The organism is Pseudomonas sp. B21-032 (genome assembly GCF_024748965.1).
In the GTDB taxonomy this organism is placed as follows: domain Bacteria; phylum Pseudomonadota; class Gammaproteobacteria; order Pseudomonadales; family Pseudomonadaceae; genus Aquipseudomonas.
Window position 1 is genome coordinate 5073684 of the sequence record NZ_CP087180.1, and the last position, 26236, is coordinate 5099919.

The 26236-nt window shown below is 63.0% G+C and carries 20 protein-coding genes; 16 read left to right on the plus strand and 4 right to left on the minus strand.

Annotated features, from left to right (window positions below):
- Positions 1 to 94 precede the first annotated feature (94 nt).
- Complete coding sequence (locus tag LOY54_RS23425) at positions 95 to 412, plus strand: Rieske 2Fe-2S domain-containing protein (RefSeq protein WP_258608097.1); 318 nt, start codon at positions 95 to 97, stop codon at positions 410 to 412.
- Here the strand turns inward: LOY54_RS23425 and sfsA are convergent.
- Together sfsA and LOY54_RS23435 are read right to left on the minus strand one after the other, a co-directional pair.
- Positions 402 to 1115: a DNA/RNA nuclease SfsA gene (gene sfsA, locus LOY54_RS23430; RefSeq protein WP_233674452.1), complete on the minus strand. Its 714-nt coding sequence runs from the start codon at positions 1113 to 1115 to the stop codon at positions 402 to 404. The genes LOY54_RS23425 and sfsA overlap by 11 nt on opposite strands.
- Complete coding sequence (locus LOY54_RS23435) at positions 1115 to 2287, minus strand: pyridoxal phosphate-dependent aminotransferase (RefSeq protein WP_045199695.1); 1173 nt, start codon at positions 2285 to 2287, stop codon at positions 1115 to 1117. Before LOY54_RS23435 ends, sfsA begins: the two co-directional genes overlap by 1 nt.
- Before the next feature lie 245 nt (positions 2288 to 2532).
- Between LOY54_RS23435 and dksA the strand changes: the two genes are divergently transcribed.
- The 15 genes from dksA to LOY54_RS23510 all read left to right on the plus strand — a co-directional run bounded on the left by dksA (position 2533) and on the right by LOY54_RS23510 (position 23268).
- Entirely contained in the window at positions 2533 to 2976 is a 444-nt protein-coding gene (gene dksA, locus LOY54_RS23440) for an RNA polymerase-binding protein DksA (protein WP_195885061.1), read from the plus strand.
- Between the two features lie 61 nt (positions 2977 to 3037).
- On the plus strand, positions 3038 to 3925 hold the full coding sequence (gluQRS, locus tag LOY54_RS23445) for a tRNA glutamyl-Q(34) synthetase GluQRS (protein WP_045199699.1): 888 nt from the start codon (positions 3038 to 3040) through the stop codon (positions 3923 to 3925).
- 136 nt (positions 3926 to 4061) lie between these two features.
- Positions 4062 to 4238 (plus strand): hypothetical protein, encoded by a 177-nt coding sequence (locus LOY54_RS23450; RefSeq protein ID WP_003250005.1) that lies wholly within the window; start codon positions 4062 to 4064, stop codon positions 4236 to 4238.
- Positions 4222 to 7176 (plus strand): sensor histidine kinase, encoded by a 2955-nt coding sequence (locus LOY54_RS23455; RefSeq protein ID WP_176794212.1) that lies wholly within the window; start codon positions 4222 to 4224, stop codon positions 7174 to 7176. Before LOY54_RS23450 ends, LOY54_RS23455 begins: the two co-directional genes overlap by 17 nt.
- Positions 7177 to 7198: 22 nt before the next feature.
- Entirely contained in the window at positions 7199 to 8635 is a 1437-nt protein-coding gene (locus LOY54_RS23460) for a sigma-54 dependent transcriptional regulator (RefSeq protein ID WP_258608100.1), read from the plus strand.
- 707 nt (positions 8636 to 9342) lie between these two features.
- A complete protein-coding gene (locus LOY54_RS23465; RefSeq protein ID WP_045199703.1) occupies positions 9343 to 10731 on the plus strand; it encodes a polynucleotide adenylyltransferase PcnB in 1389 nt (462 codons plus the stop codon).
- A 3-nt stretch (positions 10732 to 10734) separates the two neighbouring features.
- Positions 10735 to 11211, plus strand: a complete 477-nt coding sequence (gene folK, locus LOY54_RS23470; RefSeq protein ID WP_093379337.1) for a 2-amino-4-hydroxy-6-hydroxymethyldihydropteridine diphosphokinase — start codon at positions 10735 to 10737, stop codon at positions 11209 to 11211.
- Positions 11212 to 11463: 252 nt separating this feature from the next.
- The gene (gene panB / locus LOY54_RS23475; protein ID WP_045199705.1) at positions 11464 to 12264 is read left to right on the plus strand and encodes a 3-methyl-2-oxobutanoate hydroxymethyltransferase; all 801 of its coding nucleotides are present in this window, start codon (positions 11464 to 11466) and stop codon (positions 12262 to 12264) included.
- Complete coding sequence (gene panC / locus LOY54_RS23480) at positions 12261 to 13118, plus strand: pantoate--beta-alanine ligase (RefSeq protein WP_258608101.1); 858 nt, start codon at positions 12261 to 12263, stop codon at positions 13116 to 13118. Before panB ends, panC begins: the two co-directional genes overlap by 4 nt.
- 126 nt (positions 13119 to 13244) lie before the next feature.
- On the plus strand, positions 13245 to 14909 hold the full coding sequence (gene pgi, locus LOY54_RS23485; RefSeq protein WP_045199707.1) for a glucose-6-phosphate isomerase: 1665 nt from the start codon (positions 13245 to 13247) through the stop codon (positions 14907 to 14909).
- A gap of 91 nt (positions 14910 to 15000) precedes the next feature.
- Positions 15001 to 16935 carry an acetate--CoA ligase gene (acs, locus tag LOY54_RS23490; RefSeq protein WP_258608102.1) on the plus strand — a complete coding sequence of 645 codons (1935 nt, stop codon included), beginning with the start codon at positions 15001 to 15003 and terminating at the stop codon, positions 16933 to 16935.
- Positions 16936 to 16974: 39 nt separating this feature from the next.
- Positions 16975 to 17844 (plus strand): oxygenase MpaB family protein, encoded by an 870-nt coding sequence (locus LOY54_RS23495; RefSeq protein ID WP_258608103.1) that lies wholly within the window; start codon positions 16975 to 16977, stop codon positions 17842 to 17844.
- A gap of 112 nt (positions 17845 to 17956) precedes the next feature.
- Positions 17957 to 19135 (plus strand): acetyl-CoA C-acetyltransferase, encoded by a 1179-nt coding sequence (locus LOY54_RS23500; RefSeq protein WP_045199710.1) that lies wholly within the window; start codon positions 17957 to 17959, stop codon positions 19133 to 19135.
- Between the two features lie 79 nt (positions 19136 to 19214).
- Positions 19215 to 20231, plus strand: a complete 1017-nt coding sequence (locus LOY54_RS23505) for a class I SAM-dependent rRNA methyltransferase (protein WP_258608104.1) — start codon at positions 19215 to 19217, stop codon at positions 20229 to 20231.
- 91 nt (positions 20232 to 20322) lie between these two features.
- Positions 20323 to 23268, plus strand: a complete 2946-nt coding sequence (locus LOY54_RS23510) for a DUF748 domain-containing protein (protein WP_258608105.1) — start codon at positions 20323 to 20325, stop codon at positions 23266 to 23268.
- A 128-nt stretch (positions 23269 to 23396) separates the two neighbouring features.
- Here LOY54_RS23510 and LOY54_RS23515 read toward each other — a convergent pair whose 3' ends face one another.
- On the minus strand, positions 23397 to 23747 hold the full coding sequence (locus tag LOY54_RS23515; protein ID WP_045199715.1) for a BON domain-containing protein: 351 nt from the start codon (positions 23745 to 23747) through the stop codon (positions 23397 to 23399).
- 258 nt (positions 23748 to 24005) lie between these two features.
- Entirely contained in the window at positions 24006 to 26198 is a 2193-nt protein-coding gene (gene pnp, locus LOY54_RS23520; RefSeq protein WP_408980606.1) for a polyribonucleotide nucleotidyltransferase, read from the minus strand.
- Positions 26199 to 26236 lie beyond the last annotated feature (38 nt).

Genomic DNA, 26236 nt, shown 5'->3' on the forward strand with positions numbered 1-26236 from the left:
GGTATAAAGCGTCCGATACGGCTGATGCAGGCAATTTGATAATTATTTGCATTTGCACGTCAAGCCGTCACTGTGACTTCGAGTAACCCTCACCATGCATTTTCTTTGTCATTCCGAGCACCTGGGCGAAGGCCAGAGCCGAGGCTTCAGTGTCAATGACCTGGGGATTTTCGCGGTCCGCCGTGCGGGCACAGTCTACCTGTACCGCAATCACTGCCCTCATCGTGGCATCCCCCTGAATTGGGAACCTGACGCTTTTCTCGACAGCAGCGCCAGCCTGATCGCCTGCGGGCGCCACGGCGCGCTGTTTCTGATCGAGTCCGGCGAATGCGTGGCCGGCCCTTGCGAGGGCGAGCAACTGACGGCCCTGAACTGCCGCGAAGACAGCCAGGGCATCTGGTTTATCGACTGAGCAACACCGGCAAAGGCCGATCGATATAAACCTGTTCGCCATCGATCCGCGTGCCGTAGGCAAGCACTTCGACGCCATCGGCCACCGCTATGCGCAGGGCATCGGCATAGGCGCTGTCGATCTCGTCGGCAGGGCGTACGGCTTCGACCCCGCTGAGGTTCACACAATATAGCTGCACCGCGCGCACACCCTGGCGGGCCAGGGTCGCCAGCTCGCGCAGGTGCTTGGCACCGCGCTGGGTGACGGCGTCAGGGAAGGCGGCGACTGCCGAGTCGTCAAAGCCCAGGGTGACGCTCTTGACCTCGACATAGGCCGGCCCTTCGGCAAACTCCAGGCGAAAATCCACCCGGCTGCTCTCCTCGCCGTAAGCCACTTCGCGCTTGAGCCCGGTAAACCCGGCCAGTTCGCTGATGACGCCAGCACGCAAGGCTTCTTCCACCAGCGCGTTGGCGCGCCCGGTGTTGACACAGGCCAGGCGCCCCTGCGGGGTTTCACTGATTTCCCAGGTGCCGGGCAGCTTGCGCTTAGGGTCGTTGGAGCGGCTGAACCAGACCTGGCCGCCCTCGACCATGCAATTGAACATCGAGCCGGTATTGGGGCAATGGATGGTCATTTGCTCGCCGCTGGCCAGCTCGATGTCAGCCAGGAAGCGCTTGTAGCGGCGCAGCAAACGTGCGGTTTCAAGGGGTGGAGAAAAGCGCATCAGCCTTGCCAGCTCCGTAGTCCTCGGGCAATCCGCTCGACCGCCTCCTGCAGGCGCGGCAAGCTCTGGGTGTAGGCAAAGCGCACATGGTGCCCGGCCTGGTGGCGACCGAAGTCCAGGCCCGGGGTGAAGGCCACGTGCTCGGTTTCGAGGAAGTGCCGGCAGAAGGCAAAGGCATCGCCGCCAAAGGCGCTGATGTCGGCGTACAGATAAAAGGCACCCTGTGGCTCTACGGCTATCTTGAAGCCCAGCTCACGCAAGGCCGGCAAGAGGAAATCGCGGCGGCGGGCGAACTCGGCCCGACGTTCTTCGAGAATCGCCAGGGTGCCAGGCTGGAAACACGCCAGGGCGGCATGCTGGGCCATGCTCGGGGCACTGATGTAGAGGTTCTGCGCCAGCTTTTCGAGGTCAGCCACCGCAGCCGGTGGCGCCACCAGCCAGCCCAGGCGCCAGCCGGTCATGCCGAAATACTTGGAAAAACTATTCAGGACGAAGGCTTCGTCGTCGACTTCCAGCACGCTCGGTGCATCCATACCGTAGGTCAGGCCGTGGTAGATCTCGTCCACCACCAAATGGCCGTTACGCGCGCGGGTGGCAGCCGAGAGGCTTGCCAGCTCATCGCGATCGAGCACCGTGCCGGTGGGGTTGGCAGGTGACGCCACCAGGGCGCCGACGGTGTCCTGGTCCCAGTAGCGCTCGACCAGGTCGGCGGTGAGTTGGTAATTGGCCTCGGGGCCGACCGGCACCAGTTGTGCGGCGCCTTCGACCAGGCGCAAAAAATGCCGGTTGCACGGGTAGCCGGGGTCGGCCAGCAGCCAGTGCTTGCCCGGGTCGACCAACAGGCTGGCGGCCAACAGCAAGGCGCCGGAACCGCCCGGGGTGATGAGGATGCGCTGCGGGTCGATGCTCAGCCCGTAGCGCTGCTGGTAGAACCCGGCAATCGCTTCGCGCAGCGCCGGCAGCCCGCGGGCAGCGGTATAACGGGTATGCCCCTGGGCCAGTGCGGCCTGGCCGGCCTCGATGATCGGCGCGGCGGTGGTGAAATCCGGTTCGCCGATTTCCAGGTGGATCACGTCGCAGCCGCTCGCTTGCAGCTCGTTGGCGCGGGCCAGCAGGGCCATCACGTGGAAAGGTTCGATGGCGCGGCTGCGCGCACTGTAGGGCTGGGCCATTAGCCTTCTCTCAAAAGGGTCTAGAATAATGATTCTACCCACGCGCGGGGTCGAACGTGTGGCAAAAGCTGCGGTCCACTGCAAAGATCATCAAGGCCAGGTAGCGTTGCCCTGGCCTTGACAACCGGGAGTAGCGCACCCCGATTCGATCTGGTAAGTTCGGCGGCTCGCAGTCGCAGGGCCGGCGGGCGCCGGAGATGGAGCAGCCTGCGCAATGGATTAGAAAAGTGAGAGGCGGTCTATTCATGTCCACCCTAGAAAAGCAAAAAACTCAGACCATGTACGGTGTCGAGCCCTATCAGGTAACCAAGGGTGAAGAGTACATGGGCGATCCCATGCGCAAGCACTTCATCAAACTGCTGGGTGCCTGGAAGCAGGAGCTGATGACCAGTGTGGACCGGACTGTGGACCACATGAAGGACGAGGCGGCCAATTTCCCGGACCCCGCCGACCGCGCCAGCCAGGAAGAAGAATTTGCCCTTGAACTGCGCAACCGCGATCGCGAGCGCAAGCTGATCAAGAAAATCGACAAGACCCTGCAGAAGATCCAGGACGAAGAATACGGCTGGTGCGACGCCTGCGGCGTTGAAATCGGTCTTCGCCGACTGGAAGCCCGCCCTACCGCGGACCTGTGTTTTGACTGCAAGGAAATCGCGGAGAAGAAAGAAAAAACGGTCGGCAAAGGCTGATCCTTCTCCCATCCGAACGGGGCGCATCAGGCGCCCCGTTTCATTTTCATACCTGCTCGCCATGAACGACTCCCGCTACATCGGACGCTTCGCCCCCACGCCCAGTGGATTTCTGCACTTTGGTTCGCTGGTCGCGGCCCTGGCCTCGTGGCTGGATGCCCGGGCAGTCGGCGGCACCTGGCTGGTGCGCATGGAAGACATCGACCCGCCCCGCGAAGCTCCCGGCGCCCAGGCCGCCATTCTGCAAACCCTGGAAAGCTACGGCCTGGAATGGGACGGCGAGGTGGTCTACCAAAGCCAGCGCCACGCGGCCTATGCCGAAGTGCTCGAGCGCCTGTTCCGCCAGGGCCTGGCCTACGCCTGCACCTGCTCGCGCAAGCAACTCGAAGGCTACAACGGCGTTTACCCGGGCCTGTGCCGCAATGCCGGGCATGCCTGCGAAGGCGCCGCCATCCGCGTGCGGGTGCCGGAGCTGGCCTACCATTTCGATGACCGCGTGCAGGGCCGTTTCGAACAGCACCTGGGCCGTGAGGTGGGTGACTTTGTCATTCGCCGCCGCGATGGCCTGTACGCTTATCAACTGGCGGTGGTGCTTGATGATGCCTGGCAGGGTGTGACCGATATCGTGCGCGGCGCCGACCTGCTGGATAACACCCCGCGCCAGCTGTACCTGCAGGAACTGCTGGGCCTGTCGCAGCCGCGTTACCTGCACGTGCCACTGATCGTGCAGCCTGACGGGCACAAGCTGGGCAAGTCCTACCGCTCGCCACCACTGGCCGCCGACCAGGCCACGCCCCTGCTGCTGCGCGCCCTGCGCGCACTGGGGCAAAAGACCGAAGCAGGCATGGAGTACGGTACCCCGGGCGAAGTGCTGGCGCATGCCGCATTGCACTGGAACCCTGACGCCCTGCCCCGGCGCCTGAGCGTGCCCGAGGCCGACCTGCACTGATCCCTGTGGGCCCGACCCCACAGAAAGCCCAGTAAATTCAATTCTTTGGCAAAAACCCACAAGCCCGTTACCATCGCCGCAGCCATTTGCGCCAATAATAAGTCCAAGCCGCAGCGCCCTAACCTTTGAGGCCAGCATGTATATCTATCGTTTGGTCCTGCTTCTGGTCGTGGGGATCTACCTGTTCTCCCCGGCCATCATGGACTGGTGGATCGAGCCAACCGGAGCCTGGTATCGCCCTTACCTGCTCTGGCTGATCCTGATCGTCGTGACCTTTATCCTGCAGAGCCAACGTGATGCCGATGAGCTTTAGCCTGACCCAGATGATCCTGATCAGCGCCGCCTACCTGCTGGTGCTGTTCGGCGTGGCCTGGGTCAGCGAACGCGGGATGATCCCGCGCTCGATCATCCGCCACCCGCTGACCTACACCCTGTCGCTGGGCGTCTATGCCAGTGCCTGGGCCTTTTATGGCTCGGTGGGCCTGGCCTACCAATACGGCTACGGCTTTCTCGCCTGTTACCTGGGGGTGTCCGGGGCCTTTCTGCTGGCACCGGTGCTGCTGTACCCGATCCTGAAGATCACCCGTACTTACCAATTGTCGTCGCTGGCCGACCTGATCGCCTTCCGCTTTCGCAGTACCTGGGCCGGGGCGCTGACCACCATCTTCATGTTGATCGGCGTGCTGCCGCTGCTGGCCCTGCAGATCCAGGCGGTGGCCGACTCGATCAGCATTCTGACCGGCGAACCGGTCAAGGCGCGGGTCGCCTTTGCCTTTTGCGCATTGATCACCCTGTTCACCATTTTCTTCGGTTCGCGGCACATCGCTACCCGGGAGAAACACGAGGGCCTGGTGTTCGCCATTGCCTTCGAATCGGTGATCAAGCTGCTGGCCCTCGGCGGCATTGGCCTGTATGCGCTGTACGGCGTGTTTGGCGGCCCGCATGAGCTGGAAGTCTGGCTGCTGCAGAACCAGACCGCCCTCGCCGCCCTGCACACCCCCTTGCAGGAAGGCCCATGGCGCACCCTGCTGCTGGTGTTCTTCGCCTCGGCCATCGTCATGCCGCACATGTACCACATGGCCTTTACCGAAAACCTCAACCCACGCTCGCTGGTCAGCGCCAGTTGGGGCCTGCCGCTGTTCCTGCTGCTGATGAGCCTGGCGGTGCCATTGATTCTCTGGGCCGGCCTGAAAATGGGCGCCAGCACCAGCCCGGAATACTTCACCCTGGGCCTGGGCATCGCCGCCAACAACCAGGCACTGGCGCTATTGGCCTATATCGGTGGGCTCTCGGCCTCCAGCGGGCTGATCATCGTCACCACCCTGGCGCTTTCGGGCATGGCCCTCAACCACCTGGTGCTGCCGCTGTACCAGCCACCGGCCGAGGGCAACATCTACCGCTGGCTGAAATGGACCCGGCGGGCGCTGATCGTCGCCATCATCGCCGCCGGTTTCGGCTTCTACCTGACCCTGGGCAGCCAGCAGGACCTGGCCAACCTCGGCATCGTCGCCTTCGTCGCCACCTTGCAGTTCCTGCCGGGCGTGCTCTCGGTGCTGTACTGGCCGACCGCCAACCGCCGCGGCTTCATTGCCGGCCTGCTGGCGGGGATCCTGGTGTGGATGGTGACCATGCTGTTGCCGCTGGTGGGCAACCTGCAAGGCTTCTACATCCCGCTGCTGAACATGATCTATGTGCTCGACGACACCAGCTGGCACATGGCTGCGATCGCCTCGCTGGCCGCCAACGTACTGCTGTTTACCCTGATCTCGCTGTTCACCAATGCCAGCAGTGAAGAAGTCAGCGCCGCCGAGGCCTGCGCGGTGGATAACGTGCGCCGCCCGCAGCGCCGTGAGCTGCACGCCGCCTCGCCGCAGGAATTCGCCACGCAACTGGCCAAGCCGCTAGGTGCCAAGGCTGCGCAGAAGGAAGTGGAACAAGCCCTGCGCGACCTCTACCTGCCGTTCGACGAGCGCCGCCCGTATGCCCTGCGCCGCCTGCGCGACCGCATCGAGGCCAACCTGTCGGGGCTGATGGGCCCGAGTGTGGCCCAGGACATGGTCGAGACCTTCCTGCCCTACAAGTCCGGTAACGAAAACTACGTGACCGAAGACATCCACTTCATCGAAAGCCGCCTGGAAGACTACCACTCGCGCCTGACCGGCCTTGCCGCCGAGCTCGATGCCCTGCGCCGTTACCACCGCCAGACCCTGCAGGAGTTGCCGATGGGCGTCTGCTCGCTGGCCAAGGACCAGGAGATCCTGATGTGGAACAAGGCCATGGAAGAGCTCACCGGCATCCCCGCCAAGCGCGTGGTCGGCTCGCGCCTGACCACCATTGCCGACCCCTGGCGCGGCCTGCTTTTGGGCTTCATCAACGTGCCCGACGAACACTTGCACAAACAACGCCTGGGCCTCGATGGCCAGACCCGCTGGCTGAACCTGCACAAGGCGGCCATCGACGAGCCACTGGCACCGGGTAACAGCGGCCTGGTGCTGCTGGTTGAAGACCTCACCGAGACCCAGGCCCTGGAAGACAAGCTGGTGCACTCCGAGCGCCTGGCCAGCATCGGCCGCCTGGCTGCCGGGGTGGCCCACGAGATCGGCAACCCGGTCACCGGTATCGCCTGCCTTGCGCAGAACCTGCGCGAAGAGCGCGAAGAGGACGGCGAGATCACCGAGCTGAGCAGCCAGATCCTGGAGCAGACCAAACGCATCTCGCGCATCGTCCAGTCGCTGATGAGCTTTGCCCATGCCGGCAGCCACCAGCACAGCGACGAGCCGGTGTGCCTGGCCGAAGTGGCCCAGGACGCCATCGGTCTGCTGGCCTTGAACCGGCGCAATTTCGAAGTACAGTTCTTCAACCTGTGCGACCCGGACCACTGGGTCGAGGGCGACCCGCAACGCCTGGCCCAGGTGCTGATCAACCTGCTGTCCAACGCCCGCGACGCCTCCCCGCCCGGCAGTGCCGTGCGGGTCAAGAGCGAAGCCAGCGAGCATACCGTCGACCTGATCGTCGAGGACGAAGGCAGCGGCATCCCGAAAAACATCATGGATCGTCTGTTCGAACCCTTCTTCACCACCAAGGACCCGGGCGAAGGCACCGGACTGGGGCTTGCTCTGGTCTATTCCATCGTGGAAGAGCATTATGGACAAATCACCATCGACAGCCCGGCCGATAGCCAGAGCCAACGCGGCACCCGGATCCGAGTGACCCTGCCGCGCCATGTCGTAGCGACGTCCGCTGTGAACTGAGACCGTCGAGAGAATTGAATCAATGCCGCATATTCTGATCGTCGAAGACGAAACCATCATCCGCTCGGCGTTGCGCCGATTGCTCGAGCGCAACCAGTACCAGGTCAGCGAGGCCGGCTCGGTGCAGGAAGCCCAGGAACGCTTCAGCATTGCGACCTTCGACCTGATTGTCAGCGACCTGCGCCTGCCCGGCGCACCGGGCACCGAACTGATCAAGCTCGGCCAGGGCACGCCGGTGCTGATCATGACCAGCTACGCCAGCCTGCGCTCTGCCGTCGACTCGATGAAAATGGGCGCGGTGGACTACATCGCCAAGCCGTTCGATCACGACGAAATGCTCCAGGCCGTGGCGCGCATCCTGCGTGACCGGCAGAACGCGCCGGCCGCCCCGGCCGAGCGCGGCAACGGCAAGGCGGTGCCCGGCGACAAGGCGGCCAGTACTGCAGCCAACGGCGAGATCGGCATCATCGGTTCCTGCCCGCCGATGCAGGACCTGTACGGCAAGATCCGCAAGGTTGCGCCAACCGATTCCAATGTATTGATCCAGGGCGAGTCGGGTACCGGTAAAGAGCTGGTGGCCCGCGCCCTGCACAACCTCTCGCGGCGCGCCAAGGCGCCGATGATCTCGGTGAACTGCGCGGCGATTCCCGAGACCCTGATCGAATCGGAACTGTTCGGCCACGAGAAAGGCGCCTTTACCGGTGCCAGCGCCGGTCGTGCCGGCCTGGTCGAAGCCGCCGATGGCGGTACGCTGTTCCTCGACGAAATCGGCGAACTGCCGCTCGAAGCCCAGGCCCGCCTGTTGCGCGTGCTGCAGGAAGGCGAGATTCGCCGGGTCGGCTCGGTGCAATCGCAAAAGGTCGATGTGCGCCTGATTGCCGCGACCCACCGCGACCTCAAGAACCTGGCCAAGGTCGGCCAGTTCCGCGAAGACCTTTACTACCGCCTGCACGTCATCGCCCTCAAGTTGCCCGCCCTGCGCGAGCGGGGCGCCGACGTCAACGAGATCGCCAATGCCTTCCTCGCCCGCCAGAGTGCGCGCGTGGGGCGTAACGACCTGCGCTTTGGCCACGACGCCGAGCAGGCGATCCGGCATTACTCCTGGCCAGGTAACGTGCGCGAGCTGGAAAACGCCGTGGAGCGTGCGGTAATCCTCTGCGAGAGCCCGGAAATTTCCGCCGACCTGCTGGGCATCGACATCGAACTGAGCGACCTGGAAGACGACGATCCGTTTGCCGGCCTGCCGGGTACCGGCAGCAATGCCAGCAACACCAGCCACGAGCCGACTGAAGACCTGTCGCTGGAGGACTACTTCCAGCATTTCGTCCTCGAGCACCAGGACCACATGACCGAGACCGAGCTTGCACGCAAACTCGGAGTCAGTCGCAAGTGCCTGTGGGAACGTCGTCAGCGCCTGGGTATCCCGCGGCGCAAGAGCGGGGCCACCAGCGAAGGCTGAGGCGTTTCAGCAGTTTTCGACGGTGGGCGGCGGTAACACTGTCACCTTGCGACAAACTGTTACCGCAGCACGAAGTCGTAACAAAAACCGGGGCTTACGGTAACGAAGCCCCGGTTTTTTTTCGCCCCGCGAACCCCGCAAAACCGCTCCAAGCCCTTGTTTTACTGGGCTTTGCAAAAGTTGGCACGGCACCTGCTATATGTTTGGTACAAGAACAATAACAAGCACTGCAAAAGACAATAAAAATAAGACGAATCGGCTCACGCACAATAAGAACAAGACGGCGGAGGCGCAGCTAACTGATTCTTTTGGAGAGGAGTTGTATTTGGGGCTTGCCCCACAACCAGGCAGAGAACAATAAAAACTGCACTCAAGCAGGGCCTGAACTGGTTGGATCGCATGATCATTGCAACCTCAGCGACCAAAGCAATCCGTTTGCTCTTGATCCCGGTTAGGGAGACCGCCCACAAGCTTTTTTTGTGGGCAGGGCACTCAACAAAAACAAGAAGCCCGGCAAAAAAACAATAAGAGCACGCAACTACTTCTTGGGGAGCTTCGGCTCCCCTTGTAGTTTCTGCCGCCCCAGCCTGCCCGCGCGTCGTCCGACGCGACCGCCTACACCATCCACCGAGTAAATGCTAGAATCCCCGCCCATCATGCGGCCATTCTTCGTTTTTGGCCGAACATTCCTTCAAACAGTGCATCCCATGCTGAAGAAGCTGTTCCAGTCATTCCGTCCTACCGTGCGTGGCCAGCACCATATCCGCACCACGCCCGAAGTGATCAATAGTGGTCAACATTCGCTGCAACGTGGCCAGTTCAGCCGCCACGCGGTGAACATCGTCGAGCGCCTGCAAAACGCTGGCTACCAGGCCTACCTGGTGGGTGGCTGCGTACGCGACCAGCTCCTGGGCATCACCCCCAAGGACTTCGACGTCGCCACCAGCGCCACCCCTGAACAGGTCCGCGGCGAATTTCGTAACGCCCGTATCATTGGTCGCCGTTTCAAGCTGGTTCACATCCATTTCGGCCGTGAAATCATCGAAGTCGCCACCTTCCGCGCCAACCACCCGGAAAGCGAAGAAGAGAACAGCCACACCTCGTCGCGTAACGAGAGTGGGCGAATTTTGCGCGACAACGTCTACGGCACCCTGGAAGAAGACGCCCAACGCCGCGACTTCACCATCAACGCCCTGTATTACGATCCGGTCAGCGAGCGCATCCTCGACTACGCCAACGGCGTACACGACATCCGCAACCGCCTGATTCGCCTGATCGGCGACCCGACCCAGCGCTACCAGGAAGACCCGGTGCGCATGCTGCGTGCTGTGCGTTTCGCCGCCAAGCTCAACTTCGGTATCGAGAAGCACACCGTGCAGCCGATTCGCCAACTGGCACCGATGCTGCGCGAGATCCCGGCGGCGCGCCTGTTCGAAGAATCGCTCAAGCTGTTCCTCTCCGGGCAGGCTGCCGACACCTTTGAAATGCTCGTCGACCTGGAGTTGTTCAACCCGCTGTTCCCGGCCAGTGCCGAAGCGCTCGAAGAACACCCGACCTACACCCACACCCTGATCAGCCAGGCTTTGATCAACACCGACCTGCGCGTCAAGCAGGGCAAGCCGGTGACTCCGGCCTTCCTGTTCGCCGCGATGCTCTGGCCAGCCCTGCCGGGTCGCGCCCTGCGCCTGCAGAGCCGTGGCATGCCACCGATCCCGGCGATGAACGAAGCCGCCCACGAGCTGATCGCCGAACAATGCCAGCGCATTGCGATCCCCAAGCGCTTCACCATGCCGATCCGCGAGATCTGGGACATGCAGGAGCGCCTGCCACGGCGCAGCGGCAAGCGTGCCGACCTGTTGCTCGACAACCCGCGTTTCCGCGCCGGTTACGACTTCCTGCTGCTGCGTGAAAGCGCGGGCGAAGAAACCGATGGCCTCGGCCAATGGTGGACCGACTACCAGGACTGCAACGACAGCGAGCGCCGCGACATGATTCGTGAGCTCGGCAGCCGTGACGAAGGCGCCGGTGCCGGCCCGCGCAAACGCAAGCGCAGCCCGAGCAAGCGCAAGCGCGCCGACGGCGCTGCAGGCGAGTAACCGATGGTCCGCGCCTTCATTGGCCTGGGCAGCAACCTGGCCGATCCCGAGCAGCAATTGCGCAGCGCCGTCGAGGCGCTGGGGCAGTTGCATGAAAGCGCCCTGGCCGGGGTTTCGGCTTTCTACAGCAGCGAATCGCTATCGCCCGGGCAGCCGCGCTACACCAACGCCGTGGCAGCGCTGGATACCGCCCTCGCGCCGCTTGAGCTGCTCGATGCGCTGCAGGCCATCGAGGCCGATCAGGGCCGCGAGCGCAAAGAGCGCTGGGGCCCACGCACCCTCGACCTGGATATCCTGCTGTACGGCGACCAGGTCATCGATGTGCCACGCCTGAAAGTGCCGCATTACCACATGCAGGCGCGACCGTTCGTCCTCTACCCGCTGGCCGAGCTGGTACCCGAAGACTTCTGCCTGGCCGATCAAAGGCCCCTGTCCCAATTACTGGCAGATTGCCCGTTCGTCGGCCTCGAGCGCCTGTAGCCGGGCGCTCCCCCAGCCGGTAACGCCCGTAACAGCGCATTAGTAACAATGCGGTAACAGGGTAATTGACTTCAGCCCCCTCGCTCACGACTATAGGCGTCCCGTGGCGCCCCGAGCGTCGCAAAAAGGCGTATATAGGCCTGGAACAGGTCGTAATTCAAACACCACGATCGATGATGTGCTGTTCCAGAAGATGAATACACGCGTTGTACGCAGTCGTTTTTCACAGCGCCTGAACGAGGATTCCTTTTCATGCCAGAAGTAACCCTGACCACCCTGCAGAGCCTTAAGGCCAAGGGTGAGAAAATAACCATGCTGACCTGCTACGACGCGACCTTTGCCCAGGCCGCCAGCCGTGCCGGCGTGGAAGTATTGCTGGTGGGTGACTCCCTGGGCATGGTCCTCCAGGGCCATGACAGCACCTTGCCAGTAACCAATGCCGAGATGGCCTATCACACTGCCTGCGTCAAACGCGGCAACGAAGGTGCGCTGATTCTTGCCGACCTGCCGTTCATGGCCTGCGCCACCACCGAGCAGGCGTTCGCCAACAGCGGCGCGCTGATGCAAGCCGGCGCGCACATGGTCAAGGTCGAAGGCGCCGCCTGGCTGGCGGAGACCATCCGCCTGCTGGCCGAACGTGGCGTGCCGGTGTGCGCGCACATGGGCCTGACCCCGCAAACCGTGAACATCCTCGGTGGCTACAAGGTCCAGGGCCGCCAGGAAAACCAGGCCCGGCAGATGCGTGCCGACGCCATCGCCCTGGAGCAAGCCGGCGCGGCCATGTTGCTGCTCGAGTGCGTGCCGACCGAACTTGCCGCCGAAATCACCCAGGCGGTGAGCATTCCGGTCATCGGTATTGGTGCCGGTAGCGCCACCGACGGCCAGGTCCTGGTGCTGCACGACATGCTCGGCTTGTCGCTGACCGGCCGGGTACCGAAGTTCGTGAAGAACTTCATGGCCGGCCAGAGCGACATTCAAGGTGCGCTCAAGGCTTATGTAACCGCCGTCAAGGAAGTCAGCTTCCCCGCCAGCGAACACGGGTTCAGTGCATGAATACAGTCAAGACCGTCCTCGAACTGCGCGCCGCCGTGGCGCGGGCGCGCAGTGAGGGCAAACGCATCGGCTTCGTGCCGACCATGGGCAACCTGCACAGCGGCCATGCCGCGCTGGTGACCAAGGCCGCGCAACGGGTCGATTTCGTCGTCGCCAGCATCTTCGTCAACCCGCTGCAGTTCGGCCCCAGCGAAGACCTCGACAAGTACCCGCGGACCCTCGCCGCCGACCAGGAGAAACTGCTCCAGGCCGGCTGCCACCTGCTGTTCGCCCCCACTGTCGAAGAAATGTACCCCGACGGCATGGCCGGGCAGACCCGGGTCAGCGTCCCGCAGCTGTCAGACGGGCTCTGTGGTGCCAGCCGTCCGGGCCACTTTGAAGGCGTGGCGACGGTGGTCAGCAAGCTGTTCAACATGGTCCAGCCGGACCTGGCGGTATTTGGCCAGAAAGACTTCCAGCAACTGGCGGTAATCCGCGCGCTGGTGCGCGACCTGAACATGCCGATCCAGATCATCGGCGAGCCGACCGTGCGCGCCGAAGACGGCCTGGCGCTGTCGTCGCGCAACGGTTACCTGAGCGACGAGCAGCGCGCCACGGCGCCAGCGCTGTATCGCCTGCTGAGCCAGATGGCCGCCGCCATCGAGCAAGGCGAACGGGACTACCCGGCGCTTATCGCCAACGGCCAGCAGCAACTGGCTGCAGCAGGCTTTCGCCCGGACTACCTGGAAGTCCGCCAGGCCCTGAGCCTGCGCCCGGCGACGCCTGAAGACCGCGATCTGGTGATCCTGGTAGCCGCCTTCCTCGGCGCTACCCGCCTGATCGACAACCTGCACCTGAACCTTGACGACAAGTAACCCGGTCGCCCGCTGAGCTGCCTCTCCCTGTAACGCAGGCTGCATGCCTATAATTGGCATCAGCCTGCAAACGGGGCGCTGTTTTCAGTGTCCAAGGCAGTTCACGCAATAAGGAAACCTGCAGCGATGGCGTATTACCGCACCCCTCATGATGTTACCGCCCTGCCCGCCTGGCAGGCGCTCCAGCAACACCGCGAAGCCATGCAGGACTTCAGCATGCGCGACGCATTCACTGCCGAGCCAAAGCGCTTCGAAGAATTCTCCCTGAGCACCTGCGGGCTGTTCCTCGACTACTCGAAAAACCTGATCAACGCCCAGACCCGCGAGCTGCTGGTGGGCCTGGCCAACGAGGTCGGTCTGCAAGAGGCCATCAAGGGCCTGTTCGCCGGCGAAATCCTTAACGCCTCCGAAGGCCGCCCGGCCCTGCATACCGCCCTGCGCCGCCCGGTGGGCGACAAGCTGAGCGTCAACGGCGTCAACGTGATGCCCGAGGTGCACAAGGTCCTCAACCAGGTGACCGAGCTGGTTGGCCGCATCCATGATGGCCTGTGGCGCGGCTACAGCGAGAAGCCGATCACCGACGTGGTCAACATCGGCATCGGTGGCTCGTTCCTCGGCCCCGAGCTGGTCTCCGAAGCCCTGCTGCCTTACGCCCAGCGCGGCGTGCGCTGCCATTACCTGGCGAACATCGACGGCAGCGAGTTCCACGAGCTGTCGGCCAAGCTGCGCGCCGAAACCACGCTGTTCATCGTTTCGTCCAAGTCGTTCAACACCCTCGAAACCCTGAAGAACGCCCAGGCCGCCCGCGCCTGGTACCTGGCCCAGGGGGGCTCGGAAGCCGAGCTGTATAAGCATTTCATCGCTGTTTCCAGCAACAAGGCCGCCGCCGTGGCCTTCGGCATCCGTGAAGAAAACATTTTCCCGATGTGGGACTGGGTCGGCGGGCGTTACTCGCTGTGGTCAGCCATCGGCTTGCCGATTGCGCTGGCCATCGGTACCGCCAACTTCAAGGAACTGCTGTCCGGTGCCTACACCATGGACCAGCACTTCCAGAACGCGCCGTTCGAACAGAACATGCCGGTGCTGCTGGCCTTGCTCGGCGTGTGGTACGGCAACTTCTGGGGCGCGCAAAGCCACGCGATCCTGCCGTACGACCACTACCTGCGTAACATCACCAAGCACCTGCAACAACTGGACATGGAATCCAACGGCAAGAGCGTCCGCCAGGACGGCACGCCGGTCAACCACGACACCGGCCCGGTCATCTGGGGCGGCGTGGGTTGCAACGGCCAGCATGCCTACCACCAGTTGCTGCACCAGGGCACCCAGCTGATTCCGGCCGACTTCATCGTCCCGGTGGTCAGCTTCAACCCGGTCGCCGACCATCACCAGTGGCTGTACGCCAACTGCCTGTCGCAGAGCCAGGCACTGATGCTGGGCAAGACCCGCAGCGAAGCCGAAGCCGAGCTGCGTGACAAAGGCATGGCCGAAGCCGAGATCCAGAAGCTGGCACCGCACAAGGTGATTCCGGGCAACCGCCCGAGCAATACCCTGGTGGTCGAGCGCATCAGCCCACGGCGTCTTGGCGCACTGGTGGCGATGTACGAGCACAAGGTATTCGTGCAAAGCGTCATCTGGGGTATCAACGCCTTCGACCAGTGGGGCGTGGAGCTGGGCAAGGAGCTCGGCAAGGGCGTCTACCAGCGCCTGACCGGCGGCATTGAAGAGCCTGCCGAAGATGCCTCGACCCAGGGCCTGATCAACTTCTTCCGCAGCCGTCACCGCGGTTGACCGCCCGCGCTGCCCCTGGCCGAACGAACACGGCCGGGGGCAGCGGCTACACTGTCCTGACAAAAACAATCCGTCAGAACAGGACCCCGCCATGTTCGATATCAGCGACTTTCCCCAAGCCGATGCCGTCAGCAGAGCGGCGCAACTGAGCCAGGCCGACTACCAGCGCCTGTACCGCCAGTCCATCGACGACCCGGATACCTTCTGGTGCGAACAGGCCAAGGCCCTGGACTGGATCAAGCCCTGGAGCCAGGTCCAGCAGAGCGACATGAAGACCGGCCAGGCCGCCTGGTTCAAGGGCGCGCAACTCAATGTCAGCTACAACTGCATCGATCGTCACCTGGCCACCCGGGGCGATCGACCGGCGATCATTCGCGAAGGCGACAACCCTGCCGACTCCAGCGTCATCACCTACCGCGAACTGCACCAACAGGTCTGCCGCCTGGCCAACGTACTCAAGCAGCGCGGGGTGAAAAAAGGCGACCGGGTGTGCATCTACATGCCCATGGTCCCGGAGGCGGCCTACGCCATGCTCGCCTGCAGCCGCATTGGCGCCATTCACTCGGTGGTGTTCGGTGGCTTCTCGCCGGATGCCCTGCGTGACCGGATTCTCGACGCCGACTGTCGCACGCTGATCACCGCCGATGAAGGCGTGCGCGGCGGCAAGAGCGTGGCGCTGAAGCACAACGTCGACAAGGCCCTGCTCAGTTGCCCGGATGTCAGTACGGTGGTGGTGATCAAGCGTACTGGCGGCAAGATCGACTGGCGCGAAGGCCGCGATCTCTGGTACCACGAAGCGATCAAGCAGGTCAGTGATGACTGCCCACCCGAGCCGATGGACGCCGAAGACCCGCTGTTCATTCTCTATACCTCCGGCAGCACTGGCAAACCCAAGGGCGTACTGCACACCACCGCCGGCTACCTGCTGCAGGCGGCGCTGACCTTCAAGACCGTGTTCGATTACCGCGAGGGCGAGGTGTTCTGGTGCACCGCCGATGTCGGCTGGGTGACCGGCCACAGCTATATCGTCTACGGGCCGCTGGCCAACGGTGCAATTACCCTGATGTTCGAAGGCGTGCCCAACTACCCCGATGCCTCGCGCTTCTGGCAGGTGGTCGACAAGCACCAGGTCAATATCTTCTACACCGCGCCCACCGCCCTGCGCGCGCTGATGCGCGAAGGCCAGGGCCCGTTGGCGGGCACCTCGCGCAAGAGCCTGCGCCTGCTCGGCAGCGTCGGAGAGCCAATCAACCCGGAAGCCTGGGAATGGTACTTCGAGGCCGTAGGCGAAAAACGCTGCCCGATCGTCGACACCTGGTGGCAGACCGAAACCGGCGGCATCATGATCAGCCCGCTGGTGGGCACCCGGCGAATCAAGCCCGGGTGCGCCACCCAGCCGCTGTTCGGCGTGCAACCGGTGTTGCTGGACGAAAAAGGCAAGCTGATCGAAGGCCCCGGCAGCGGCATGCTGGCGATCAAGGCCAGCTGGCCTGGGCAGATCCGCGGCGTGTACGGCGATCCGCAGCGGATGATCGATACCTACTTCAAGCCGCTGCCGGGCTATTACTTCACCGGCGACGGTGCGCGCCGCGACGCAGACGGCGACCTGTGGATAACCGGGCGCATCGATGACGTGATCAACGTCTCCGGGCACCGGATCGGCACCGCCGAGGTGGAAAGCGCCCTGGTACTGCACGACAGCATCGCCGAAGCGGCCGTTGTCGGGTACCCTCACGATCTCAAGGGCCAAGGTATCTATGCCTTTGTCACGCCCATGAACGGTGTGACCCCGGACGACAGCCTCAAGCAGCAGCTGCTGGCCCTGGTCAGCAAAGAGATTGGCAGCTTCGCCAAACCCGAGCTGATCCAGTGGGCGCCGGCACTGCCCAAGACCCGTTCGGGCAAGATCATGCGGCGCATCCTGCGCAAGATCGCCTGCAACGAGCTCGACAGCCTCGGCGATACCTCGACCCTGGCCGACCCGAGCGTGGTCCAGGGCCTGATCGACAAACGCCTGAACACTTAAGCGGCAGCGCTGATCGGCTGCCTTGAACACAAGGTAACCATGGAAGCGATTCGCCGCCGTATCGAAACCCAGGTGATGAGCCTGACCGGCTTGTCCCTGGGTCAGCTCGACCTGGAAAACCCCAAGGGCGACCCCGGCCTGTTCGGCCCGGACAGCCTCAGCTGGCGTGTGCACGGCGACTTCCCGAGCATGCTGATCGGCGGCATCAGTGCCCTGCTCCTGCAGTTGCTGCACCCGCTGGCGCTGGCTGGCGTATGGGATCATTCCAACTTTCGCCAGGACCTGCTCGGCCGCTTGCGCCGCACCAGCCAGTTCATCTCCGGCACCACCTTTGGTTCGAGCCGGGATGCCAACTGGCTGATCGAAAAAGTGCGCACCATTCACCTGCAGGTGGTCGGCAGCGCTGCCGATGGCCGGCCCTATGCCGCCAGCGACCCGGACCTGCTGACCTGGGTGCATGTGGCCGAGGTCAGCCGCTTTCTTGCCGCCCACATGCGCTACCGCAACCCGCAGATGCCGGTCACCGAACAGGACGCCTACTACGCCGAGATCGCCCTGATCGCCGAGCGCCTGGGCGCGCGCAACGTGCCGCGCTCACGCCAGCAAATTGCCGACTACCTGCAGGCCATGCGCCCGCAACTGCTGTGCGACGCGCGCAGCCATGAAGTGGTGCAGGTGCTGCTCGACGCGCCGGCGCCCAGCCGCCTGGCGCAACCGGTCGGCGCCTTGATGCTGCGCGCCGGTATCGACCTGCTGCCGGAATGGGCCAGCGCGATGCTCGAGCTGGGCCAGAACCCGCTGCAACGCCGATTGATTCGCCTGGGCATCCACAGCACTGCTCCGGTGCTGCGCTGGGCCATGCGCGACGGCTCGGCCCATCGCGCCCGGCGGCGTATGGGAATCGCCTGAGCGGTACGCCAATAGCCCTCGCCCGCTCATCTATGCCACCATGCCGGTCTATCCAGGCCCTGGGGCCTGAACCGTTCTGACGCCAAATCCAATAAGAGTGAGGACCCGCGCCATGCAAGATGTCGTAATCGTTGCCGCCACCCGTACTGCTGTCGGGAGCTACCAGGGGGCGCTGGCCAACATTCCTGCCGTCGACCTCGGCGCTGCGGTGATCCGCCAGTTGTTGACCCAGACCGGCATCGATGCCGAACTGGTCGATGAAGTCATCCTCGGCCAGGTACTGACCGCCGGTGCCGGGCAGAACCCGGCGCGTCAGGCCGCGATCAAGGCCGGCCTGCCCCACGCGGTACCGGCCATGACCCTGAACAAGGTCTGCGGCTCGGGCCTCAAGGCCCTGCACCTGGCAGCCCAGGCAATTCGCTGCGGCGATGCCGAGGTGATCATCGCCGGCGGCCAGGAGAACATGAGCCTGGCCAACTACGTCATGCCGGGTGCCCGTACCGGCCTGCGCATGGGCCACAGCACACTGATCGACAGCATGATCAGCGATGGCCTGTGGGATGCGTTCAACGACTACCACATGGGCATCACCGCCGAGAACCTGGTGGAAAAATACGGCATCAGCCGGGAAGAACAGGACGCCTTCGCCGCCGCCTCGCAGCAAAAAGCCGCCGCTGCCATCGAAGCCCGGCGCTTCGTCGACGAAATCACCCCGATCCTGATTCCGCAGCGCAAGGGCGAGCCGGTGGCCTTCGCCACCGACGAGCAACCCCGCGCCGGCACTACCGCCGAGTCGCTGGGCAAGCTCAAGCCGGCGTTCAAGAAAGACGGCACGGTAACAGCCGGTAACGCCTCGTCGCTCAACGACGGTGCGGCAGCGGTACTGCTGATGAGTGCGGCCAAGGCGCAACAGCTGGGCCTGCCGATCCTGGCGCGGATCAAGGCCTACGCCAACGCCGGGGTTGATCCGGCGATCATGGGCATCGGCCCGGTCAGCGCCACCCGCCGCTGCCTGGACAAGGCCGGCTGGCAGTTGAGCGACCTTGATCTGATCGAGGCCAACGAAGCCTTTGCCGCCCAGGCCCTGTCGGTAGGCAAGGAGCTGGGCTGGGACGCCAGCAAGGTCAACGTCAATGGCGGCGCGATTGCCCTGGGGCACCCGATTGGCGCCTCGGGTTGCCGGGTGCTGGTAACTTTGCTGCACGAAATGATCAAGCGTGACGTCAGCAAAGGCCTGGCGACCCTGTGCATCGGCGGTGGTCAGGGCGTGGCCCTGGCGATCGAGCGCTGATCACTGCGGGAGGGGCTGCAACGGCCCCTCCCCTGGCCTGAACTGATAAACTGCACGTCCGCAAACCAAGGCCACGTGCATGTCCCTCTTGAATCAGGCGCTGCGCGCCGCCCTCGACGCCCGCCAGGGCCTTCTCGCCGAACTGCATGCCCAGGGCACCGACTGCTATCGCCTGTTCCACGGCAGCCAGGAAGGCGCCAGCGGCCTGACCATCGACCGCTACGGCCCGCAGTTGCTGGTGCAAAGCTTCCACCAAAGCCTTGAGACCGGCGCCTTGCTGGAGCTGCACGCGGCGGTGCAGGCGCACCTGGGCCTGGAACTGCTGTTGGTCTACAACGACCGTTCCCAGGGCAATAGCCGCATCGACCGTCGCGACCCGGTGTACCAGGCCAGTGAAGCGGCGCTGGCCGATCATGTCGGTCACGAATGGGGCCTGAACTACCGGGTACGTGGCCGCCATGCCGGGCAGGATCCGCTACTGTTCCTCGACCTGCGCAATGCCCGTGGCTGGGTCAAGCAGCACAGTGCCGGCAAAAGCGTGCTCAACCTCTTTGCCTATACCTGCGGCGTCGGCCTCAGCGCCGCAGCGGGCGGCGCGCGCGAGGTGTGCAACCTGGACTTCGCCGAAGGCAACCTGGCGGTCGGCAAGGAGAACGGCGCACTCAACCCGCAACTGTTGCCGATGAGCTTTATCCAGTCCGATTACTTTCCGGCGATCCGCCAGTTCGCCGGCTTGCCGGTCAGCCAGCGTCGCGGCCACAAGCTGCCGCCGTATCTGCGCCTGGAGCAGCGCCAGTTCGACCTGGTGTTCCTCGACCCGCCGGCCTGGGCCAAGAGCGCCTTCGGCACCGTCGACCTGCTGCGCGACTACCAGAGCCTGCTCAAGCCGGCCCTGTTGAGCACCGCCGACGATGGCGTACTGATTTGCTGTAACAACCTGGCCAAGGTCAGCCTCGACGACTGGCGCGAGCAAGTGCTGCGCTGCGCCGAGAAAGCCGGGCGCCCGGTACGCGACTGGCAAGTGCTCAAACCTGCCGGCGACTTTCCGTCGCAGGATGGCCAGCCGCCACTGAAGACCTTGATTCTTCAGCTCTGAAACAAAATTTCGTTAATTTTCGGAGTAGCTTCGGAACCGTTTTTACGTGCCATACTCCAAGCACTCCCGTTCGAGACAGACGACGCCACACATGCCCAAAGGATTGAAACGCGCCCTCGGCGCCATGCTGGCCGCAGTGGCCTTGTACAGCCTGCTAGGCTTTCTGATTCTCCCAGGGGTTGCCCTGCGTATCGCCAACCAGCAACTGGCCAGTTACGCCACGGTGCCGGCGCACCTGCAGCGGATCGAGCTCAACCCGTTCAGCCTCGAACTGACCCTCTGGGGCCTGCAGATTGGCGAGCCGGGCAAAGAGCAGGTCGGCTTCGAACGCCTGTACGCCAACCTGCAAATCAACAGCCTGTGGAGCGGTGCCCTGCACCTGGACAGTGTCGAGCTGGACAAGGCGCGTACCGAGCTGCTGTTCGCCAAGGACGGCAGCCTCAACCTGACGCAACTGTTCAAGCTGCCGCCGAGCGAGCCCAAACCGCAAGAACCTGCCGGCGATCCGTTCCCGCTGCGCATCGGCAGTATCAAACTCAGCGAAGGCTACCTGCACTTCCAGGACCTGCGCCCGAGCGAGCCGATCGAGTTTCTCTACGACTCGATGAACCTGGAACTGAAGAACCTCAGCACCCTGCCTGAAGACAGTACCGAAATGACCCTGGTCGCCAATGGCCCGGCAGGCGGGCGCATCGACTGGGCCGGTAACTTCAGCCTGGTACCAATCGCCTCCGAAGGCACCCTGAAGGTCACCGACGGCAAGATGAAAGCCTTCTGGCCTTATGTGCGCGATGCCGTGCCGCTGGTGCTGGAAGAAGGTGTGGTCAGCCTCGATACCCACTACAAGCTGAATCTGTCCAAAGAAACCGAGCTGCTGCTGGACAACACCTCGGTGAGCATTGCCCCCTTTGCCATCAAGGCACCGGATGGCCGCCCGCTGGCACGCCTGGCGCGCCTGGCGCGCCTGGATGTCAGCGAAACCTCGATTGACCTGGCCAAGCAACTGGTCACCGTTGGCAAGATCCGCAGCGAAAAGCTCGAAACCTGGGCGGCGGTAGAGTCCGATGGCCAGCTCGACTGGCAGAAGCTGTTCGCCAGCCAGCCGGCCAAAGCCACGGCCAAAGAGAAAGCCGAACCTGCCGCCGCCGAGCCGGATGCCAAGGAAAAGGCCGCCGCCGAGGCACCGGGCAAGCCATGGCAAGTGCTGCTCAAAGACGTGCAACTGCGCAATTACCAGGTACACCTGGCCGACCGCTCGCAGAAACAACCGGTCGCCCTCGAGGTCGGCCCGCTGAACCTCGACCTGCAGAATTTCGACAGCCTCAACCAGTCGCCCTTCACCCTCAAGCTCGACACCGGTGTCGGCAAGCAAGGCAAGCTGCAGGCGGCCGGTGAGGTCAACCTGGCGCCGGTGAGCGCCAAGCTCAAGGTCAACACCCAGGACATCGACCTGCGTGTCGCCCAGGCCTACATCAGCCCGTACATCCGCCTGGAACTGCGCAGCGGCATGCTCGGCAGCGACCTCAACGTCGACCTCAAGAGCACCGAGCCGCTGGCCTTCAGCATTGACGGCAAGGCTCAGGTCAACCAGCTGCACACTCTGGACACCATCAAGGATCGCGACTTCGTCAAATGGCAGCAGCTGAACCTCGACGGTCTGTCGTACCGCCACGGTGACGCCCTGAGCATCGGCAAAGTGACCCTCAAGCAGCCCTACGCGCGCTTCATGATCAACGAAGACCGCACCACCAACGTCGATGACCTGCTGATCCCGCAACCGGCTACCGCGCAGTCCAAGGCGCCGGCCAAAGCCAAGGCGCCTGCGGAAAAACCACTGGGCATCCGTATCGGTGAAATCGATATCAATGACGGTTCGGCCAACTTTGCCGACTTCAGCCTGACCCCGAACTTCGCCACCGCCATCCAGCAGCTCAACGGCCAGATCGGCACCATCGACAACCGTCAGCCAAAACCGGCCAAGGTCGATATCAAGGGCAAGGTCGATCGCTATGCACCGGTGACCATCAAAGGCTCGCTGAACCCCTTCGACCCGATGGCCGCCCTGGACATCGCCACCAGCTTCAAACGCGTCGAGCTGACCACGCTGACGCCTTACTCGGGCAAGTTCGCCGGCTTTCGCATCCGCAAGGGCCGGCTGAACATCGACCTGCACTACGTGATCACCCAAGGCAAGCTCAAGGCCGAGAACAAGGTCGTGGTCGAGCAACTGCAGCTGGGTGAGAAGGTCGACAGCCCGGATGCGGTGGACCTGCCGATTCGCCTGGCAGTGGCCTTGCTCAAGGACACCGACGGCAAGATCTCCATCGAGCTACCGGTGACTGGCGACCTCAATGACCCGCAGTTCAGCGTCATGCCGATTGTCTGGCAGACCCTGCGCAACCTGGTGCTGCGCGCGGCCCAGGCGCCCTTCAAGTTCATCGGCGGGCTGGTCAGCGGCGGCGATTCCCAGGACCTGGGCAACGTCGCCTTTGCCGCTGGCTCCAGCGACCTGGGCCCGGATGCGCAAAGCGCCCTGGACAAGCTGGCGACAGCGCTCAAAGAGCGCCCTGCCTTGCGCCTGGAGATCGAAGGCACCAGCGCCCAGAGCAGCGACGGACCGTTGATTGCCCAGCAGCGCCTGGAGCGTGAGTACCAGAATACCTACTACAAGATCCTCCAGCGCCGCGGCGACAAGGTGCCAGCCCAGGCCTCCGAGCTGAAGGTGCCGGATGGCGACAAGCCGGCGATGCTTGAAGGCATCTACCGTACCCGCATGAAGAAACAGCCTCCAGCGGAGTGGGAACAACTCGATCGCGAACAGCGCACCACCCAGTTGCGCGATGCCGTGCTCAAGTCCTGGGGCGAAAGCGCCCTGCTGCTGCGTCAGTTGGGTCAGGCCCGGGCCAGCAGTATCAAGGACTACCTGGTAGATAAAGGCCAGCTGGCGGATGACCGGGTGTACTTCGTCGATGCCAGCCTGGGCCAGGCCGAGGCGGATGGCCGAGTGATCTCGCCGCTGCATCTGGACGCGGAATAACCACCACCTCCTCCCCCTCCTTTCCCCCAAAAAAGAAGCCCCGGCAACCAGTGCCGGGGCTTTGAGTGACCAAGTCCTTTTGGTCTTTCGCATGAACCTGTAAGGGTCAGCGAGTCGGGACAAACGCCTTAGTTGCTTTTCAGGCCATCAGCCGAGACGGCTTGAACGCCTTTGATCTTTTTGGCGATAGCGACCGCCATGTCTTTCTGCGAATCGGTCACGGCAACCTCGGAAGACAGGGAGACCACGCCTTTGTTGGTTTCGACCTTGATGTCGGTACCCGGAATGCCTTTCTCGGTCATCAGGTCAGCTTTGACCTTGGTGGTGATCCAGGTGTCGGAGGTCGCTTCTTTTGCTTTGGTAACTTCACCAGCAGCAACGGTCAGCGGAGCCTGGGAAGGCTGTTGGGCAAACGCCGCGTTAGCCAGGGTCAGGGTCAGGGCGGTGGCAGTAGCGGCAGCAATAGCGAACTTCTTCATACGAGACACTCCTGTTTTTCGAAAAGTCTGCGCCGTAAGTCCTGGCAGCAGGGGTATGAATACTATTGCAGGGCCTGTGCCAGCTTTTGTGAATAATTTTATCCTTATAAAACAGCAACTTATCTAATAATGCAAAAAACTGGATCGTGCATTTTGCAAGCAGTGGCAAAATCCTGCATGCAAGATGCAAGTCCGCAAGACAATTTCTGCAGGCATAAAAAAAGGACCCCGAAGGGTCCTTTTTCTTAAGCGGCGGTCTTAGACGCCCGATGCCTTGGCAGCGGCAACGTCCTTGATCGACAGCTTGATACGGCCGCGGTTGTCCACGTCCAGTACCAGTACTTCAACTTCCTGGCCTTCTTTGAGGATGTCGGTCACTTTCTCGACGCGAGCATCGCTCAGCATCGAGATGTGAACCAGACCGTCCTTGCCAGGCAGGATGTTGACGAAGGCACCGAAGTCGACGATGCGCTCAACCTTACCGACGTAGATCTTGCCGATCTCGGCCTCGGCAGTGATGCTCAGAACGCGCTGGCGAGCAGCTTCAGCGGCGTCTTTGGTCTCACCGAAGATCTTGATCGAACCGTCGTCTTCGATGTCGATCGAAGCCTTGGTTTCTTCGCAGATGGCACGGATGGTCGCGCCGCCTTTACCGATGACGTCACGGATCTTGTCGGTGTCGATCTTCATGGCGATCATGGTCGGAGCGTTTTCCGACAGTTCGCTACGGGACTGACCAATGATCTGGTTCATCTGGCCGAGGATGTTCAGGCGCGCTTCCAGGGCCTGGCCCAGGGCGATTTCCATGATCTCTTCGGTGATGCCGTTGATCTTGATGTCCATCTGCAGCGCGGTAACACCTTTGGCGGTACCGGCCACTTTGAAGTCCATGTCGCCCAGGTGGTCTTCGTCACCGAGGATGTCGGTCAGAATGGCGAATTTCTCGCCTTCTTTAACCAGGCCCATGGCGATACCGGCAACCGGCGCCTTCATCGGCACACCAGCGTCCATCAGTGCCAGGGATGCACCACAGACCGAAGCCATCGAGCTGGAACCGTTGGATTCGGTGATTTCCGAAACAACGCGGATGGTGTACGGGAACACGTCGGCAGCAGGCAGCATGGCCTGGACCGAACGGCGAGCCAGACGGCCGTGACCGATTTCGCGACGGCCAGCACCGCCCATGCGACCACACTCGCCGACCGAGAACGGCGGGAAGTTGTAGTGCAGCATGAAGGGGTCTTTCTTCTCGCCTTCGAGGGTATCCAGCAGCTGGGCGTCACGGGCAGTACCCAGGGTCGCAACGACCAGGGCCTGGGTTTCGCCACGGGTGAACAGCGCCGAACCGTGGGTCTTTGGCAGTACGCCGACTTCGATGTTCAGCGGACGTACGGTCTTGGTGTCGCGGCCGTCGATACGTGGCTTGCCGTTGACGATGTTTTCGCGAACGGTGCGGTATTCGATTTCGCCGAAGATTTCTTTGACTTCGGAAGCCGAAGGTTGGCCTTCTTCACCGGAGAACTTGGCGATCACTTGCTCGCGCAGTTCGCCCAGGCGAGCGTAACGGTCAGCCTTGACGGTGATGGTGTAGGCGTCGGAAACCGCAGCACCGAATTCGCCACGGATGGCGCTCAGCAGAGGGGTGTTCTCGGCCTTGGCAGTCCAGTCCCAGGTCGGCTTGGCAGCTTCGGCGGCCAGCTCTTTGACAGCCTGGATCACAGCCTGGAATTCGTCGTGGGCGAACAGTACGGCGCCCAGCATCTGGTCTTCGGTCAGCTCTTTGGCTTCCGATTCAACCATCAGTACGGCGTCGGAGGTACCGGCAACGACCATGTCCAGGCTCGAGGCAGCCAGTTGCTCGTAGGTCGGGTTCAGCAGGTAGCCGGTGCTTTCGTGGAAAGCAACGCGAGCGGCGCCGATCGGGCCTTCAAACGGAATGCCGGAGATGGCCAGGGCCGCCGAGGTACCGATCATCGCAGCGATGTCCGGATCGGTCTTCTTGCTGGTGGAAACGACGGTGCAGACAACCTGCACTTCGTTCATGAAGCCTTCCGGGAACAGCGGACGGATCGGACGGTCGATCAGACGCGAGGTCAGGGTCTCTTTCTCGGAAGGACGGCCTTCACGCTTGAAGAAACCACCAGGGATCTTGCCGGCGGCGTAGGTCTTTTCCTGATAGTGAACGGACAGGGGAAGAAGCCTTTGCCTGGATCGGCCTGTTTGGCACCGACCACGGTCACCAGTACGGTGACATCGTTGTCGACGGTGACCAATACGGCGCCGGACGCTTGACGAGCAATACGGCCCGTCTCGAGGGTAACGGTCGATTGACCGAACTGGAATTTCTTGATTACCGGGTTCACGGTTTCCTACCTTTTTCAGTGGCTCTGGGGGAACGGGTTCTTGCGAATTCTTGGGCAGAACAGGGAATCGGCCCTGTTGGCAGTCCAGATAAAACTAGAGGTTGGGAGCCTGCCCTGCCCTCGCGG

Excerpts from the sequence above, each read along its gene's own strand:
- LOY54_RS23425 (WP_258608097.1), top strand. The coding sequence starts at position 95 with ATGCATTTTCTTTGTCATTCCGAGCACCTGGGCGAAGGCCAGAGCCGA.
- sfsA (WP_233674452.1), bottom strand. The coding sequence starts at position 1,115 with ATGCGCTTTTCTCCACCCCTTGAAACCGCACGTTTGCTGCGCCGCTAC.
- LOY54_RS23435 (WP_045199695.1), bottom strand. The coding sequence starts at position 2,287 with ATGGCCCAGCCCTACAGTGCGCGCAGCCGCGCCATCGAACCTTTCCAC.
- dksA (WP_195885061.1), top strand. The coding sequence starts at position 2,533 with ATGTCCACCCTAGAAAAGCAAAAAACTCAGACCATGTACGGTGTCGAG.
- gluQRS (WP_045199699.1), top strand. The coding sequence starts at position 3,038 with ATGAACGACTCCCGCTACATCGGACGCTTCGCCCCCACGCCCAGTGGA.
- LOY54_RS23450 (WP_003250005.1), top strand. The coding sequence starts at position 4,062 with ATGTATATCTATCGTTTGGTCCTGCTTCTGGTCGTGGGGATCTACCTG.
- LOY54_RS23455 (WP_176794212.1), top strand. The coding sequence starts at position 4,222 with ATGCCGATGAGCTTTAGCCTGACCCAGATGATCCTGATCAGCGCCGCC.
- LOY54_RS23460 (WP_258608100.1), top strand. The coding sequence starts at position 7,199 with ATGCCGCATATTCTGATCGTCGAAGACGAAACCATCATCCGCTCGGCG.
- LOY54_RS23465 (WP_045199703.1), top strand. The coding sequence starts at position 9,343 with ATGCTGAAGAAGCTGTTCCAGTCATTCCGTCCTACCGTGCGTGGCCAG.
- folK (WP_093379337.1), top strand. The coding sequence starts at position 10,735 with ATGGTCCGCGCCTTCATTGGCCTGGGCAGCAACCTGGCCGATCCCGAG.
- panB (WP_045199705.1), top strand. The coding sequence starts at position 11,464 with ATGCCAGAAGTAACCCTGACCACCCTGCAGAGCCTTAAGGCCAAGGGT.
- panC (WP_258608101.1), top strand. The coding sequence starts at position 12,261 with ATGAATACAGTCAAGACCGTCCTCGAACTGCGCGCCGCCGTGGCGCGG.
- pgi (WP_045199707.1), top strand. The coding sequence starts at position 13,245 with ATGGCGTATTACCGCACCCCTCATGATGTTACCGCCCTGCCCGCCTGG.
- acs (WP_258608102.1), top strand. The coding sequence starts at position 15,001 with ATGTTCGATATCAGCGACTTTCCCCAAGCCGATGCCGTCAGCAGAGCG.
- LOY54_RS23495 (WP_258608103.1), top strand. The coding sequence starts at position 16,975 with ATGGAAGCGATTCGCCGCCGTATCGAAACCCAGGTGATGAGCCTGACC.
- LOY54_RS23500 (WP_045199710.1), top strand. The coding sequence starts at position 17,957 with ATGCAAGATGTCGTAATCGTTGCCGCCACCCGTACTGCTGTCGGGAGC.
- LOY54_RS23505 (WP_258608104.1), top strand. The coding sequence starts at position 19,215 with ATGTCCCTCTTGAATCAGGCGCTGCGCGCCGCCCTCGACGCCCGCCAG.
- LOY54_RS23510 (WP_258608105.1), top strand. The coding sequence starts at position 20,323 with ATGCCCAAAGGATTGAAACGCGCCCTCGGCGCCATGCTGGCCGCAGTG.
- LOY54_RS23515 (WP_045199715.1), bottom strand. The coding sequence starts at position 23,747 with ATGAAGAAGTTCGCTATTGCTGCCGCTACTGCCACCGCCCTGACCCTG.